This is a genomic window from Clostridium sp. HGF2 (genome assembly GCF_964240115.1).
Taxonomy (GTDB): domain Bacteria; phylum Bacillota_I; class Bacilli_A; order Erysipelotrichales; family Erysipelotrichaceae; genus Clostridium_AQ; species Clostridium_AQ innocuum.
This window is the reverse complement of record NZ_CAXSSO010000005.1, coordinates 217157-232011: the sequence shown is the minus strand read 5'-3', so window position 1 is coordinate 232011 and position 14855 is coordinate 217157. Positions and strand designations below refer to the sequence as shown.

Below are 14855 nucleotides of genomic sequence, written 5' to 3'. Positions count from 1 at the left end.
GCATACAGCTGTTACTTATGCAACGGTACCGTGTCTATTTTTCGACCACGATCGTATACATCGATAAAGCAATTTTCACATTTTCGCAAATTTTTTTTATCCGATGGCAGCTGATGATATGGAATTAAATTGATTTGTATGTCTGTGCCCTCCAGCCAGATCCGAAGCTTTTCAATCATTGCAGCTGTAGCTTCACACATCGGCGAATAGACAACATCTATTTGTCTCATAATATCCTTTCCAAATAAAGTCTGTTAGCGATAAGACGTTATTTCCCTGTCCAGGCCTTTAAGGCTTCCTTTACACTTCTAGTCATTTCCTTACTGAAGGAGGCTCCCGTTTTTCTCGCATAGAACTGCTGTGCATAGTTTTTCGCTGCATATTTATTCTGTGTCAGAAATTCCTTTTCCGCACGCTCGGCAAACATTTGCTCATATTCCTCTTTTTGCAGCTGCCGATAGGAATCCTCAAATACCACAAACCTTCTATCAAAGCGTTTTCTAAACACCTTTTTGTGCTCTTGTTTATAATGTCCGTAGCATAGCATTGCGATGGGGAAGGTCTCATCGGGAAGCTGAAGCAGTTCCTTTACCGTTTCATAATTTTCCAGTATATCACCAATATAACAGGAACCGATTCCCATAGATTCCGCAGCTATGACACTGTTTTGCGCTGCAGCCATCGCATCCTCCACCGCAAGCATTAAATCCCCCTCCGCAGGTGATGTAAATGATAATCCGTGCTTTTCCGCATACCTCTTTACGCCGTTCATGCGATAATAATCAAACCAGCGGTGATGATCTGCGACAAATACAATAACAAGCGGGGCATCCTGTATAAACATCTGATAGTCACAAAGCTTACTTAGCTTCTTTTTCTTTTCCTGATCACGGATGATGATCATGGAATACAGCATCTGATTTCCAGCAGTAGGGGCAAGAAGAGCACTCTCGATAATGGCATTTTCTTCTTCCTCACGCAGCGGTTTCGCAGCGTAGGTACGCAGGGATGTACGGCTACGAATAACCTTCAGAGTTTCATTGTCCATGGTGTTCTCCTTTCTCAAGCAGTATGCGCATAGCATAGGAAGCCGCTGCAAGACCGGCAGCACTCGGAACAAACGGTGAGCTGGCAGGCGGCATTTTCTGCTTTCTGGTAACACCGTTTTCATTTATGATTTTGGTTTGTACGCTGGGCTGTTCGCTGGAAAACACAACCGGAATCTTTCCTTTTATATGATGCTTCCGAATCAGATTTCGCATAATTTTCGCAACAGGGTCATAGCTTGTTTTCATAAGCTCACAGCACTCCACCTTTGTCGGATCCAGACGGTTTGCCATCCCCATGCTGCTGATAAAGGGTATTTTATGTTTCAGGCAGTATGTGATTAAGGAAAGCTTACTGCTCATGGTATCAATTGCGTCGATAACGAAATCCACCGGTTTATCAAAGAGGACTGCATTTTCCTCTTCCTTATAAAATATATCCTTGCAGATGATTGTACAGTCCCTGCGGTAGCTTTCCATTCGTTCCTTCATAACCTCTGTTTTTGATCGACCGATGGTAGCATAGACGGCATGTATCTGACGGTTCAGATTGCTGGGTGCAACGGTATCACCATCAACAAGAATCAGGGTTCCGACTCCACTTCTTGCCAGTGCCTCCGCAGCATAGGAGCCAACACCTCCGACACCTACAACCATGACGGTGGAACGCTTTAATATTTCCAGATTGTTTTCTCCAATCAGAAGCTCCATTCTCTGTAAAGGTGTTTCCATCTCAGTTCTCCATCCATGCTTTTACATCTTCTAAAATTTTTTCGCGATAGTTCTCATCTTCAACATCATACCAGTGCACCTGCATCTGATTGCGGAACCATGTATACTGGCGTTTCGCAAAATTACGTGAATTTTTCTTAATACGTTCCACACAGGTGGCAACTGATTCCCTGTCCTCTATGTAAGCTTTCCATTCCTTATAGCCGATTCCCTGAAAGCTTTGCAGACTCCAGACATCCTCCTGCAGGGTATGGAGCTGTTCAATTTCCTGCAGCAGTCCCTGCTCCATCATGGTATCGACTCTTGCATTGATTCTCTCATACAGCCGCGAACGATCCATTGTAAGACCTATGATATAGGCATCGTAAACAGGACGGTGTTCCTGTGACTCAACGATTTCACTTTTTTTCTCTCCGGTATGTGCCATCGCAAGAGCACGAACGATTCTCTGCCTGTTATGCGGATGCAGATTCTCACAGGCTTTTGGATCAATGACTGACAGCATTCCCCATATTTCATCCGTACTTCGCTCTGCCAGAAAATTCATAAACTCCTTATCCTGCGGCTGATCGACAAACTGATAATCATACAGACAGGACTTTATATATAGCCCTGTTCCTCCACATATGATGGGAAGATGCCCATGTTTGGTGATTTCCGCTATGTATTCTCTGGCCTTCTCCTGAAAAATTTTAACATTGTATTCCTCTGTAAAGGAACAGAAATCAATCAGATAATGCGGTACCTCCTGCATTTCCTCCTTTGTTATTTTTGCTGTTCCGATACTCATTTCTTTATAAACCTGCATGGAATCTCCGCTGATAACCTCTCCATGACAGGCTTTTGCCAGCTCCACACTAAGGCTTGTTTTTCCTACGCCTGTGGGACCTGCAATCACCAGTACTTTTTCCATAATTAACTCCGTTCTCTCACAAGATATCCTCAGTATTCACAGTATCCGTTCTCACTGTAGCCAGAGGTATGCCATTTCAAAAGGCAGCGACTACAAGCAGCTATATGCTTGCAGGCTGTTTCCTCCTGCTGCTTATCCACGTTCAAATTCATGGATCAATGCCTTATCCTCCATACAGATCATTGTCGGTCTTCCATGCGGGCAATGAAACGGCTGCTCACAATGTGCTAAATCCTCTATGACACGCTTCATTTCATCCAGTGTAAGACTGCGGTTAAAGCGTATGGAGCTGTGACATGCCATGGTAGCTATTGCATGCTTCCGCAGCTTATCCAGACTGATTTCCTTATCCTTTTCCCATATATCAATCATATCGCAGAGAAAAGCCTCTTCTTCAACATCCTTCATCCACAGCGGCAGCTGACGGCACACAAAGGTATGATCTCCAAAGACCTCAAGATGAATGCCGAGCTGTTCCAGCAAAGCGTTCAAATCATCTGCCTGCGAAACAGCAGAAATCGTAGATTCTATTGTTATAGGCAGCAGCAGCGGCTGGGTATCATTGTTTCCGTCAAGAATCTGCTTTCTGATTATTTCATAATGATAGCGCTCCTGTGCTGCATGCTGATCAATTATGTACAGACCCTTTTCACCCTCTGCCAAGATATAGCAGCTGTGGAACTGACCAATCACACGAAGCTGTGGGAGACTCGGATTCAAAGGCTGTGGCTGTTCCACCTCTGCCTTTTTCTCATAGACAAGCTCCTCGGACTGACTGATTTCCTTGTATGCAACAGCTGCATCCGAAGAAATGTCTGGTTCTATAGCTTGTGTGTGTGCCTCAGACCCGGTGTCGGCAGCGGGCAGCATTTCTGTTTTGTCAGTGTCCTCATGCTGAACCTTAACATCTGCTTCCTCTGTCACCGCCTTTACCGATGTTGAATCCTCAGACTCGTAGGATGCTGTTTCTTCCCGGATTTCAGGAAGAATTTCCTTAGTCTTAGGCTGTATCGAAGCAGCTGATTCTTTTCTCCGGTTTTTATCTGCTTCGATTTTTCTACGCAGCTCTTTCATATCCAGAGAGGGCTTTTCATTCTTTTCCGGATGTATAAAGCTGTCGTTTACTTCCTCATGCAGTCTTGAAATGCTATCATCACGTTCATACGTAAACTGCAGCTCCTGCTCTTCCACCTTCTCTTTTACGGTTTCCTTTGTAATATTAACTCGTGGAACCTCAAGCTGTTCCTGCAGTGCTTTGCGAATGGTCTCATAGAGGAGCTTTTCCAGCTGCTTTTCCTTGGACAGACGAATTTCCCATTTGGACGGATGTACATTGACATCCACCAGCTGTGCATCCATCAGTAAATCAATGACAACGATAGGATATCTGTCCTTCGGCATATAAGGTGAGTATGCATCCAGTATTGCCTTCTGCAAATGGTAATTACGTATCATACGGCCATTGATGTACAGCAGCATATAATATTTTGTTGCACGGTTAAACTGCGGCTGCATGATATAGCCTTTTATCTTATAATCCTGATCACTTCCATCCAGCGAAATCGCACTCTTCGCACTGTCTCTTCCATAAATCTGCATAAGTACTTCCAAAAGATTACCGCTGCCCTTGGTTTTAAAAACCGTTCTTCCATCATGAGACAGGCAGAATCCGATTTCCGGATGGGAAAGGGCAAACTTCTGAACTACATCCGAAATAAGAGAAAATTCATACTGCGGACTTTTCAGATGCTTGAAGCGTGCCGGTGTTTTCTGAAACAGATTCTGAATTTCTATCATGGTTCCCTTCGGAGTCCCACATGGTCTGGCACTGATCAGCTTGCCGTAGTTGATCTCCACCTCTGTAGAGCTTGTGCCGTCATTTGTTCGCAGCAGTACATGAGAAACAGATGCGATGGAAGGCAGTGCCTCCCCGCGAAATCCCATTGTATGTATATTCCAGAGATCATTAACCTCTTTCAGCTTGCTTGTGGCATGCCGCTCAAATGCCAGCGTGGCATCCTCAGGATCCATACCGTCACCATCATCTATAATCGTAATGGTCGCAATACCACCCTGTGATATTTGTATTTCTATATTTGATGCGTGTGCATCGATACAGTTTTCAACCAGTTCCTTTACAATACCCTGCGGACGTTCCACGACCTCTCCAGCCGCAATCATATTGCTGAGATGTTCGTCCAGTCGATTGATTCTACCCATAAGTACACCTTCTTTCTTATAAAACAGAAAACCTGTAATCCGGGATTACAGAGTTCTCTTCTATGACATTTTTTCCTTCAGCTCATACAGAAACTGCATGGCTTCCATCGGTGTCATTTTATTTACATCTACCTGTTTAACCTGATTGATGATTTGCATGTGCTGCGGATTCTCTTTTTCTATGACGAGTGGTGGCTTCACCTCTTTTACCATATTCGGCTGCAGCTCCAGATTGTCCAGAATCTGCTTGGCACGCTCCAGCACGGAGGAAGGAAGATGTGCAAGACGTGCAACATTGATTCCATAGGATTTATCTGCTTTGCCGTCAAGCACGCGGTATAAAAATGTAACCTTATCATCCTCTTCATGTACATCCACATGCACATTGCGGATACCTGCATTCTTTTCTGCCATTTCTGTCAGCTCATGGTAATGGGTAGAGAATAGCGTTTTCGCTTTGATATTTCGCATTATATATTCAATCATAGCCTGCGCCAGTGCCATACCGTCATATGTGGAGGTACCGCGCCCGATCTCATCAAATAAAATGAGTGAATTTGCTGTGGCATTCTGTAATGCATTGTTCGCTTCGATCATCTCCACCATAAAGGTTGACTGTCCCGACATGATATCATCACTTGCGCCGATCCGTGTGAATATCTGATCAAAGATTGGCATTTCCGCTTTCTTTGCAGGGACAAAGCAACCTATCTGGGCCATGATGACAAGAAGAACGGTCTGTCGCATATAGGTGGATTTACCACCCATGTTCGGTCCGGTAATCATCAGAATGTCATTGTCCTCACCCATCTCCAGATCATTGGAAACATAACGTGTTGTTTTCATCATTCGATCCAGAATTGGATGTCTTGCTTCCTTCATGTGAATGGAATGACCGGTATGAAACTGTGGCCGTGTATATCCGTTTTCACTGGAAATCTCTGCAAGGGCATATAATGCATCAATCGTGGCCAATGCATGTGAAAGATCATGCAGCTTAGGCAGATATACCTTGATTTGATTCAGAAGGTGATTGAATAGCTCTGCTTCCAGACGGATACTTCTTTCCTGCGCATGTACAATCGCGTCCTCTTTATCCTTCAGCTCCTGCGTGATAAAGCGTTCTGCGTTGGTCAGTGTCTGCTTTCTGACATAACCAAATTCATCCTTTATAGAATCAAGATTGGTTTTTGTAACCTCAATATAATATCCGAATACACGGTTGTATCCGATTTTCAAAGACTTTACACCGGTTCTTTCCCGCTCCTTGTTTTCAAGCTCAAGAATCCAGTTCTTCCCGTTTTTACCGATTTCGCGCACCTGATCGAGCTCTTCATTATAGCCCTCCACGAACACACCGCCATCCTTTAATGTCAAAGGAGGATTATCGATGATGGCACCCTCAATCATATCGTACAGCTCCCGGCATGGATCGATACTCTGAAATTCCTCATAGGCACTGCAGTCATGAAATAATTCAAAAATCTGCGGTGTATGCTCCAGCGTTTTGATCAGTCGCAGGATATCCCGCGGGTTTGCAGAACCATAGGCCACTCTGGCACTCAGTCTCTCCATATCATAGACAAAGCCCAGATGCTCACGCAGTTCATCCTTCGTAATGAAGTTATCATTCAAATATTCAACAGCATCCAGACGCCGGTTAATCATCGCTGTATCAACCAGCGGGTATTCAATCCATTTTTTTAATAACCGAGAGCCCATGGAGCTGCGACATTTATCAAGAAAGCTCCATAATGTCTGTGAGCGTGAATTGCTGCGCAGACTGGAGGTCAGCTCCAGATTCTGCTTTGTCGAAAAATCCATCTGAAGAAAATCATTTTCATACACCATTTCAACAGCATTCAGATGAGCCATATTTCGCTTCTGTGTTTCATCCAGATAATTGGTGAGAACGCCAAAGGCAGTTTCCACACGGTCATCTTCAATTCCATTCAGCAAATGACGGTATTCTTCCTTTAATGCGTTATCATTATGATAGGAAACGGTAATCGTCTGCATTTCTTCTATCATCTTCACGATTTTCTTATCAAACTTCTCCTGTATTACAATTTCTCGTACATTGTTACCCAGCAGAACCTTCTGTATCGCCATAACATGCTTATCAATCAGCTGGGCACGCAGCTCTCCAGTTGTCATTTCACAGAGTATGACGGCAAGACCGAATTGAAAGTCATGCAGAGAAGCAATATAGACAGTTGTTTTCTCATCACTTACTTCATCCATGATGGTTCCAGGTGTAACGATTTTGATGACATCCCGCTTCACCAGTCCCTTTGCCAGTGCCGGATCCTCCAACTGCTCAACAATTGCGACTTTATATCCTTTTTGAATCAGTCGCTGTATATATCCCTTTGCGGCATGATGTGGAATTCCACACATCGGTACCCGTTCTTCAACACCGGCATTTCTTCCTGTCAGAACCAGATCAAGCTCACTGGATGCCGTCTTTGCATCCTCGAAAAACATTTCATAAAAATCACCGAGACGATAGAATATGATTGCATCCTCATGCTGTTCTTTTAATTCCAGATAATGCTTCATCATCGGTGTATAGGTAGCTTTTTTAGTCATTTTATCAACTCCACTCACTGCTTATTATTATAACATGACCATTGGGTATAATCCTATATGCTTTTGTTTTTTCATACAATCATCCTAACCTGCAGTGTATGCTTATTCTCATTTCTTAATAGAAATTCAGAAAATAATTGACCATGCTGCAACATAAGAAATATAAACCGTGTTATAATAAGTACAACCTTGTTTCGAAAAGGTTTTTGTCTGGAGTGGTGCAAATGAAAATAGGATTATCCAGGGCAAAGAGTCCGGATAAGTTCGATTTTGTTTTAGTTACATATTTGATTTTAATGATTGGCATGAGTCTTCTATCCATCTATTCCGCTTTTGGTATTATCGGTCAGGCAGCCGGTATAGACTATATGATGAAGCAGGCAATGTGGTTTATTATCGGATCAATCGCGATCGGTGTGATTATGTATCTCGGTAATGATTCTATGCTGCAGTTCGCAAAAATAGGATACTGGTTTCTTATGGTTTGTCTTGTGGTGCTGCTGATTGGTAAGGTATACAATATGTTGACCGGAGGCAGTCTGCTGGGAATGATCATCACAACAAACGGTGCCACATCCTGGTTTAAGCTGGGGCCGTTCGGTTCTTTTCAGCCCAGTGAGTTTATGAAAATCGTTTTGATTTTAATAACTGCCGGTGTGATTGATGAGCATAACAATAACAAATTAACAGAGTCCTATGAAATGGATTTCTCTTTGTTTATGAATGTAGCGAAATGGGCAGTTCCCCCTATCCTTCTGATTCTTGCTCAGCCAGATACCGGAGTGGTATTGATTATCGCTATTTCACTGGTGGCGATGATCGTATGTTCCGGTATAAAAAAACAATGGTTTGTCATCATAGGTATCCTGATTGTCATTGTGCTGGTATTATTCTTCTATATGTATTACTATCATTTCAATGTTCTGAATGAGCTGATTGGTGGTGAAGGAGGATATCGTCTGAAACGAATAACAGCATGGCTGAATCCGGAAACAGATATCAATGGAGAGGGGCATCAGCTGTATATGGCCTTGCTTGCTCTTGGCTCGGCCGGCCTTACAGGTCATGGTATGGGAATCGAGCTGGTATCCATACCGGAAGCACAGACCGACTTTATCTTTGCTGTTATCGGACAAAGCTGGGGCTTGATCGGAACATTATTCATAGTGGTTCTGTGTCTTGGGCTTGATATTCATTTATGCCGTATTGCCAGCATGTCAAAGAATATGTTTGAAAAGTATTTCATTCTGGGTATTCTGGGGATGCTGCTGTATCAACAGATACAAAATATCGGGATGATAATCGGTTTATTGCCGATTACCGGAATCACGCTTCCTATGATATCGTATGGCGGTTCATCATTACTGTCATATCTGATTGCATTTGGAATCATTATGAATGCCAGTGCAAAAGCAAAAAAGCTCTCTGATTATGTATATGAATAAGCCAATCATAAGTTTTGTGATTGGTTTTATTTTGCTTGCTTTTTTTATAACGGATGAAATGCGCATGCTACTTCAATTTATTGATATTTGATACATTTCTCAAAAGTAAATAATGGTTGATACAGGAAAAAACGGATAAAAAAACAGATTCCACGCGTATCTGTTTTTTTACTTTTCATGATGCGATAATCTTCGTTCTCTCTGCAGCTGAATAGACTAATGAAGCAGCTTATGACTAAATCATATCCCTTCTTCAAAACTATCTGTCAGTATAAATTCTTTAATCTTCTCAAATAACTGTAATGACGATAACGTGCGAATCTAACCTTCCGATCAGACATCTCGCAATAGATTTCTTTGGTGGCTTCCAACGGCACATTCAAATGATCATAGCAGAGTATTGCTGTATCAAAGGTTTCACTTTTCATTGTTACATGACGGTTCTCCATCATGATATACGGATTTCCGAGGGAGCGGTGCTTGGAGTGCTGAATAGCTGTTATTTCCGCCAGCTGCATAAGAGATAATCCACAGTCTATAACTGCTCCTCCCAGAGATCGATTATATGCAGTGGATCCTGCCTGAGTGGATAGACAGATTCCGGAGCCTCTGCAGGTTTCAAAAAACTCACCGTCTACATATATATCCATGATTTGAGATTTCACAATATTCTCAACACGCATCTCATTTAATGCATAATAAGGGTTTGGATTATTATCCAGCTTTATTTTCAATAAACCGGATTCAAATATCACAGGCTCCTTTTCCAATACATCATGCAGGCATTCCTCCAGTTCCTCTTCCGTATAGTCCGTGAAAAAGCCAAGGGTTCCTGTATGAATGCCAAGGAAGTTTACTTCGCTGATTCGATGCAGATACTGATGCACGCCATACAGCAGTGTACCGTCTCCTCCCACACAGATAACAAGCTGTGGTTCTGCTTTGTCATAAATCCAGCCAGAAGACTGCAGACGCTCTTTGATTTTCTCCTCTACTGCATGTGATTTTGCATCTTTTTTCGCAACTACTGAATATTTCATCACAAATCACTTCCTTTTGTTATGGTACTATTGTATCATATCCTATAAGGTGATGAAAGATGAATAAACATGTTGAAAAAGAATATAAAATGCTTGTGAACAAGGAACAGTTTGATAAGCTGTGTGGTTTGTATGAAAATCTGAATTTTATAACCCAGACCAATACCTATTATGATACGGTAAACGGGGACATTCAGAAAAAGAAGGGTGCAATGCGTATACGGGAGCGAAATGGAAGGTTTCTGTTTACATTAAAGATGCGGCAGGAGAATCTTGATGGGCTGTGCGAGTGTGAGTGTGAAGTATCTGAAAACAGTGTTCATGCTCTGCAATCAGAGGAAATTGTTCAGCTATTGCATGAGTATCAAATTGAAGCTGCAATCATTCCGTTAACTACTCTGGTGACAAAAAGAGCTGTTGTAGAAACAGAGAATGCTGAACTATGCTTTGATATCAGCACCTATGGAAATCATACAGATTATGAAATTGAATATGAATATAAGCAGCCACATGACGGGCTCTCTGTTTTTCAGAAGCTTCTTTCTCATGTGCAGCTTGTTTATGAAAAAAACTGCACATCTAAGATTCAGCGTGCTTTGCAGGCAGTGGAGAAATGATCTACTTCGTCTTCTGGAACGTGATTTCATTTTGTATGATGGGAATTGATAAATGGAAAGCCATCCATAAGCGTTATCGAATACCTGAGCGATTTCTGTTACTGTATGCATTCCTTGGAGGAGCTTTTGGTATTGGTCTTGGAATGATTGCTTTCCGACACAAAATAAGGAAAACAAAATTCATTCTTATGGTCCCTTTCTTTTGTATTCTTCAGGTAATAGCTATAAGGCTAGTCCTCTTCGACTAGCCTTTCTTCATATTCTATCTTTAAATAGCTGAGAGCAAGTCTCCAATTACTGTGGATCTTTTGGTTAAACAATAGTTTGATGGAAATCTGATCAGCATATTCACTTTGATTTATATATACTTTAAATAGCTGATAATGACCAATGCTATACTGCATTTTACTTTCAGCATCTATAAAGTTTAAGAGGCATGGAAGTAGAATCATTATTTTTCCATCGCATTTTGTCCAATACTCTGTTTTACTGTTTCTAATTGACTGTATATTTGCATCCTGAAGTTTTTGTATATAATGACGTATTTTTGATTCTTCATATTCTGAATAGAAGCTAGTCTCTATACGTCTGCTCAGGTTCTCCAGTATTTGAAGTACAGCATCCTCCTGCATATTCTTTTCCTTTGTAATAACAGTACTGTTCACCCACATATCCGTACCAATAGAGGATGCCAGATGCAGTAGTCTTCCTGTATTTTGTATATCCTCTTTATCTATATAGAAAAAGCTTTCTATATTATTGGAAATTTTCATACCGATTTCACTTAGGTAAATCGGATATTGAAAATAGATAACATTTTCTAATTCCATGCAGGAAAGTAGCTCTGGTACTTCCTCCTGTTTTGTAATTTTGCAGATTGCCTGCTTTAATGATTCCTTATCCGGATAGCCACTCAGAGTTTTATATACATTCCACATTTGTGTAAACCCCATGTTTTGTTGCTTTCGAAGATGACCATATCCAAGTATTCCCTTTTCTCTTTTTTTCCCACGCTCTGTCCCCTTTGTCAAGAAAAACAGCATGTCTCCCTTTTTAAAATCAGTAATACTTTTGATACTTGGCTTCCAGAAATTGATAACAGAGTTACCATGAAGTCTATGGTACTCCATCATATTTTTATCAGTAATATAAGCAATTGAGCCCATATGATCACCTTCTTCCTATATATCCATTTTACCATGATAGCGCTTGCAGTAAAATGAAAATATTTCTTTTTTATATATAAGGTGATGGTGATTTAGGATTTATACAATTAGTTCATATAGAGATGATGCTTTTTCTGTGTATCGCCTATTTTGCTGTTGCTGTAGGAGGTTGTTCCCTTTTTCATATTCTTGATTTAAACGCTATTTAAACATCTATACATTTGAAAGCATGGTATTCCTGTCCTTCCTCATTTACTATATACTTCTTACATTTTATAATACAGTAAAGAAAAGAACCAACATTATGGTTCCATTTTCTTTCTTCCTTCAATTGCTTTAATCAAGGTTAATTCATCCGCATAGTCCAAATGTCCGCCCATTGGAAGACCATGTGCAATCCTTGTTACAGTAACCGGATATTTTTCCAGCAGCTTTGATAAGTACAATGCTGTAGTTTCACCTTCGACTGTCGGATTGGTTGCAATAATAATTTCCTCGGTTTCCTCACTGATTCTGTTTAATAGAGAATCTATGTTGATATCCTCAGGCAGTATACCTTTTGATGTTGAGATTACACCATTCAACACATGATATACTCCAGAGTATTCTTTTGTTTTCTCCATTGCAATAACATCCTTTGGACTTTGTACAACACATATAATCTGACTATTTCTACTTTGATTTCCACAAATATCACATGTGTCATCTTCCGATAAGTTGCCGCATACCGCACATTTTTTTAAGCCTTCTTTTGCGTTTTGAAATGCATGAATCCAAGAGTCCATAGTTTCATCATCCCATTCGAGCGTCTGAAATGCATAGCGTTCTGCAGTTTTTATTCCTACACCCGGTAGTCTCCGATAGCATTCAACAAGTGCTTCAAATTTCTTAGGATACATTAGAAGCCACCTGGCATTTTCACTCCGCCTGTAATTTGATTCATATTTTTTTCTTTATCCTCGACTGCTTTAGCGAATGCATCATTCAAGGCAGATTTCAGCATATCCTCTAAATCTTCTTTGTTATCTTTCTCCAGCAAGCTTTCATCGATTGAGATACTTTCTACAGACATGCTTCCTTTTACTTCTACCTTGATAACACCACCACCCATTGTTGTTTCATATACTTTTTCATTTAATTCATCTTCCAGCTTAGTAAGTTCCTTTTGCATTTTCTGTGCCTGTTTTAATAATCCCTGCATATTCATAATCTTATTCCTCCGTTATTATTATATTTTCCTGACCGAACAAATCCAATACAGCTTCTTCCTGTGTTAATTCTTTTACTTCTTTTCTTTCAATCGTCACAGCTTCAATTTGTATAGGATCTGGCAATGTACCTGCAATCATACGGTCTTTAAACTCTTTGATAACATATTTCTGCTGATCAGCAGAAATAGCAAATATTTTTTTATTCTTTTCCATCAATTCAGTAATGAAATCATGAAATTCATTTTTACTGTCCATCTCATTTATTTCATTTGCTACTGCCTGATTATCGACACATACAACTATATAGGTATTACCACTGCCTACAATACTTGCATTCTTTAAAAGACTTCCATATTTAGCATATTTAAAATCGAGCATGAATTCAGGTATTTTCTGAAAATGCTGACTATCCTTTGCTTTTTCAGGTTTATTTGCTCCGGCAAGAAGTCCAAGAACAAATTCATTCTCCAATGGCTTTAAAGCTTTTGTTGAAACAGCAGTAATTTCCTTGCTTACTATATTTTCCGGTATATGTGAAGACTTCGCACTCTTTGTTACTGGTGAATCTAATACTGGTGTATCATATGGTGTAAATGGTTCATCATCCATAGGAACCTCAAGTATAGGTTTCTTCTTAGATGTTTCACGTGAAACATTATTAACAGTGCTTACTGGTTTTTGTTCCTGCCTAGGAGTCTCCAATGGATGTGATGTCGTTGTCACCACAGTTGCCTTTACATCCAGCATTTGCAGTAAACAGACCTCAAAATAAGATCCTGCATTTGCTGCACTTCTATATTTATCATATGTTTCCATTAGAAGATGTATCATTTGAAACCTCTCTGCAATAGATTTTCCATCAATCAGAGTTAAAACCTCTTCACTATTTAGAATATGCAGCAGAGATGCATCCTTCGTATACTCGAAAATGATACTCTCCTTTAATATTTCAATTAAATCAACAGTCAGCCTTTTGATATCAATACCTTTTTCAATAAGCTGATCTATCGCATTTAACAGGGATACTGCATCTTTTCCATAGATATAACGATACAAATCTAATTTTTCCTGTATGGTTGTAATGCCATAAATTTCATTAATATGATGCACCTGGATATGATTCTGTGCATACGCAATACATTGATCAAGAATAGATAAAGCATCGCGCAATCCGCCATCAGAAAGCTGTGCAATAATCCGAATTACTTCCTCTTCACACGTAATCTGTTCTCTCTCTAGAATAGTATGTATCCTCTGAACGATTTCATCACGTGGAACTTTAGTAAAATCAAACCGCTGACAACGTGAAATAATCGTAGGCAGCACCTTATGCGGCTCTGTCGTAGCTAAAATAAAAATAACATGTTCCGGTGGTTCCTCAATCGTCTTTAACAGCGCATTAAATGCACCCGTTGACATCATATGGACCTCATCAATAATATAAATTTTATATTTACCCTTCAATGGCGCATACTTAACTTTTTCTATCAGTGTACGTACTTCTTCTACACCATTATTGCTGGCAGCATCTATCTCAATAATATCCGGATGGCTTCCATCCTGTACTGCCCTACAGTTATCACATTCCAAACATGGTTTATGATTTGGATTCTCACAATTTATTGTTTTCGCAAAGATTTTCGCAATTGATGTTTTTCCTGTACCACGGGGGCCGCAGAACAAATAAGCATGTGCAATCTTATGCTGTTCCACTGCATGCTGCAAGGTTTGTACAACGTGCTTTTGTCCTGCTACTTCATCAAAACTGTTTGGACGATAAGTACGATATAACGCTTTATATGCCATACTTCACCTGCTTTCTCCACTGTCAATTATATCATGCTGACAATGAATTTTACATAATAAAAGCAAA

General features: G+C 40.5%; 14 protein-coding genes. 3 read left to right on the top strand and 11 right to left on the bottom strand.

All coding sequences use genetic code 11. The features are described from left to right. Nucleotides 1–11: 11 nt before the first annotated feature. The 6 genes from ACESPQ_RS10850 to mutS all read right to left on the bottom strand — a co-directional run bounded on the left by ACESPQ_RS10850 (nucleotide 12) and on the right by mutS (nucleotide 7503). Complete coding sequence (locus tag ACESPQ_RS10850; RefSeq protein WP_373144346.1) at nucleotides 12–230, bottom strand: hypothetical protein; 219 nt, start codon at nucleotides 228–230, stop codon at nucleotides 12–14. A gap of 38 nt (nucleotides 231–268) precedes the next feature. After that, nucleotides 269–1048 carry a nitroreductase family protein gene (locus ACESPQ_RS10845; protein WP_002606698.1) on the bottom strand — a complete coding sequence of 260 codons (780 nt, stop codon included), beginning with the start codon at nucleotides 1046–1048 and terminating at the stop codon, nucleotides 269–271. Beyond that, nucleotides 1038–1778: a tRNA threonylcarbamoyladenosine dehydratase gene (locus ACESPQ_RS10840; RefSeq protein WP_002606697.1), complete on the bottom strand. Its 741-nt coding sequence runs from the start codon at nucleotides 1776–1778 to the stop codon at nucleotides 1038–1040. Before ACESPQ_RS10840 ends, ACESPQ_RS10845 begins: the two co-directional genes overlap by 11 nt. Before the next feature lies 1 nt (nucleotide 1779). Further along, nucleotides 1780–2691, bottom strand: coding sequence for a tRNA (adenosine(37)-N6)-dimethylallyltransferase MiaA (miaA, locus tag ACESPQ_RS10835; RefSeq protein ID WP_109770794.1), 912 nt, complete (start codon nucleotides 2689–2691; stop codon nucleotides 1780–1782). Nucleotides 2692–2823: 132 nt separating this feature from the next. Continuing rightward, nucleotides 2824–4911 carry a DNA mismatch repair endonuclease MutL gene (gene mutL / locus ACESPQ_RS10830; protein ID WP_373144345.1) on the bottom strand — a complete coding sequence of 696 codons (2088 nt, stop codon included), beginning with the start codon at nucleotides 4909–4911 and terminating at the stop codon, nucleotides 2824–2826. A 60-nt stretch (nucleotides 4912–4971) separates the two neighbouring features. Next, complete coding sequence (mutS, locus tag ACESPQ_RS10825) at nucleotides 4972–7503, bottom strand: DNA mismatch repair protein MutS (RefSeq protein ID WP_009270085.1); 2532 nt, start codon at nucleotides 7501–7503, stop codon at nucleotides 4972–4974. A gap of 224 nt (nucleotides 7504–7727) precedes the next feature. Between mutS and ACESPQ_RS10820 the strand changes: the two genes are divergently transcribed. Beyond that, nucleotides 7728–8948, top strand: a complete 1221-nt coding sequence (locus ACESPQ_RS10820) for an FtsW/RodA/SpoVE family cell cycle protein (RefSeq protein ID WP_002606693.1) — start codon at nucleotides 7728–7730, stop codon at nucleotides 8946–8948. A 266-nt stretch (nucleotides 8949–9214) separates the two neighbouring features. On the opposite strand, the gene ACESPQ_RS10815 is transcribed toward ACESPQ_RS10820, so the two are convergent. Further along, on the bottom strand, nucleotides 9215–9988 hold the full coding sequence (locus ACESPQ_RS10815; protein ID WP_008816032.1) for an NAD kinase: 774 nt from the start codon (nucleotides 9986–9988) through the stop codon (nucleotides 9215–9217). A gap of 59 nt (nucleotides 9989–10047) precedes the next feature. Here ACESPQ_RS10815 and ACESPQ_RS10810 point away from each other — a divergent pair, with 59 nt between their 5' ends. Next, entirely contained in the window at nucleotides 10048–10605 is a 558-nt protein-coding gene (locus ACESPQ_RS10810; RefSeq protein ID WP_002606691.1) for a CYTH domain-containing protein, read from the top strand. Beyond that, nucleotides 10602–10853: a DUF1294 domain-containing protein gene (locus tag ACESPQ_RS10805; RefSeq protein WP_038274119.1), complete on the top strand. Its 252-nt coding sequence runs from the start codon at nucleotides 10602–10604 to the stop codon at nucleotides 10851–10853. The genes ACESPQ_RS10810 and ACESPQ_RS10805 overlap by 4 nt, the downstream gene beginning before the upstream one ends. Here the strand turns inward: ACESPQ_RS10805 and ACESPQ_RS10800 are convergent. From ACESPQ_RS10800 to dnaX, 4 genes are all read right to left on the bottom strand, one after another. Next, the gene (locus tag ACESPQ_RS10800; RefSeq protein WP_002606690.1) at nucleotides 10836–11771 is read right to left on the bottom strand and encodes a hypothetical protein; all 936 of its coding nucleotides are present in this window, start codon (nucleotides 11769–11771) and stop codon (nucleotides 10836–10838) included. The two genes, ACESPQ_RS10805 and ACESPQ_RS10800, sit on opposite strands and share 18 nt — an antisense overlap. Before the next feature lie 302 nt (nucleotides 11772–12073). Then, on the bottom strand, nucleotides 12074–12670 hold the full coding sequence (gene recR, locus ACESPQ_RS10795) for a recombination mediator RecR (protein ID WP_002606689.1): 597 nt from the start codon (nucleotides 12668–12670) through the stop codon (nucleotides 12074–12076). Continuing rightward, a complete protein-coding gene (locus ACESPQ_RS10790; RefSeq protein ID WP_002606688.1) occupies nucleotides 12670–12978 on the bottom strand; it encodes a YbaB/EbfC family nucleoid-associated protein in 309 nt (102 codons plus the stop codon). The genes recR and ACESPQ_RS10790 overlap by 1 nt, the downstream gene beginning before the upstream one ends. Nucleotides 12979–12982: 4 nt before the next feature. Then, nucleotides 12983–14788 carry a DNA polymerase III subunit gamma/tau gene (dnaX, locus tag ACESPQ_RS10785; RefSeq protein WP_373144344.1) on the bottom strand — a complete coding sequence of 602 codons (1806 nt, stop codon included), beginning with the start codon at nucleotides 14786–14788 and terminating at the stop codon, nucleotides 12983–12985. Nucleotides 14789–14855 lie beyond the last annotated feature (67 nt).

Coding starts and splice junctions, on each gene's coding strand:
- ACESPQ_RS10850 (WP_373144346.1), bottom strand. CDS start 230: ATGAGACAAATAGATGTTGTCTATTCGCCGATGTGTGAAGCTACAGCT.
- dnaX (WP_373144344.1), bottom strand. CDS start 14,788: ATGGCATATAAAGCGTTATATCGTACTTATCGTCCAAACAGTTTTGAT.
- ACESPQ_RS10790 (WP_002606688.1), bottom strand. CDS start 12,978: ATGAATATGCAGGGATTATTAAAACAGGCACAGAAAATGCAAAAGGAA.
- ACESPQ_RS10800 (WP_002606690.1), bottom strand. CDS start 11,771: ATGGGCTCAATTGCTTATATTACTGATAAAAATATGATGGAGTACCAT.
- ACESPQ_RS10840 (WP_002606697.1), bottom strand. CDS start 1,778: ATGGAAACACCTTTACAGAGAATGGAGCTTCTGATTGGAGAAAACAAT.
- ACESPQ_RS10845 (WP_002606698.1), bottom strand. CDS start 1,048: ATGGACAATGAAACTCTGAAGGTTATTCGTAGCCGTACATCCCTGCGT.
- ACESPQ_RS10820 (WP_002606693.1), top strand. CDS start 7,728: ATGAAAATAGGATTATCCAGGGCAAAGAGTCCGGATAAGTTCGATTTT.
- recR (WP_002606689.1), bottom strand. CDS start 12,670: ATGTATCCTAAGAAATTTGAAGCACTTGTTGAATGCTATCGGAGACTA.
- miaA (WP_109770794.1), bottom strand. CDS start 2,691: ATGGAAAAAGTACTGGTGATTGCAGGTCCCACAGGCGTAGGAAAAACA.
- ACESPQ_RS10805 (WP_038274119.1), top strand. CDS start 10,602: ATGATCTACTTCGTCTTCTGGAACGTGATTTCATTTTGTATGATGGGA.
- mutS (WP_009270085.1), bottom strand. CDS start 7,503: ATGACTAAAAAAGCTACCTATACACCGATGATGAAGCATTATCTGGAA.
- mutL (WP_373144345.1), bottom strand. CDS start 4,911: ATGGGTAGAATCAATCGACTGGACGAACATCTCAGCAATATGATTGCG.
- ACESPQ_RS10810 (WP_002606691.1), top strand. CDS start 10,048: ATGAATAAACATGTTGAAAAAGAATATAAAATGCTTGTGAACAAGGAA.
- ACESPQ_RS10815 (WP_008816032.1), bottom strand. CDS start 9,988: ATGAAATATTCAGTAGTTGCGAAAAAAGATGCAAAATCACATGCAGTA.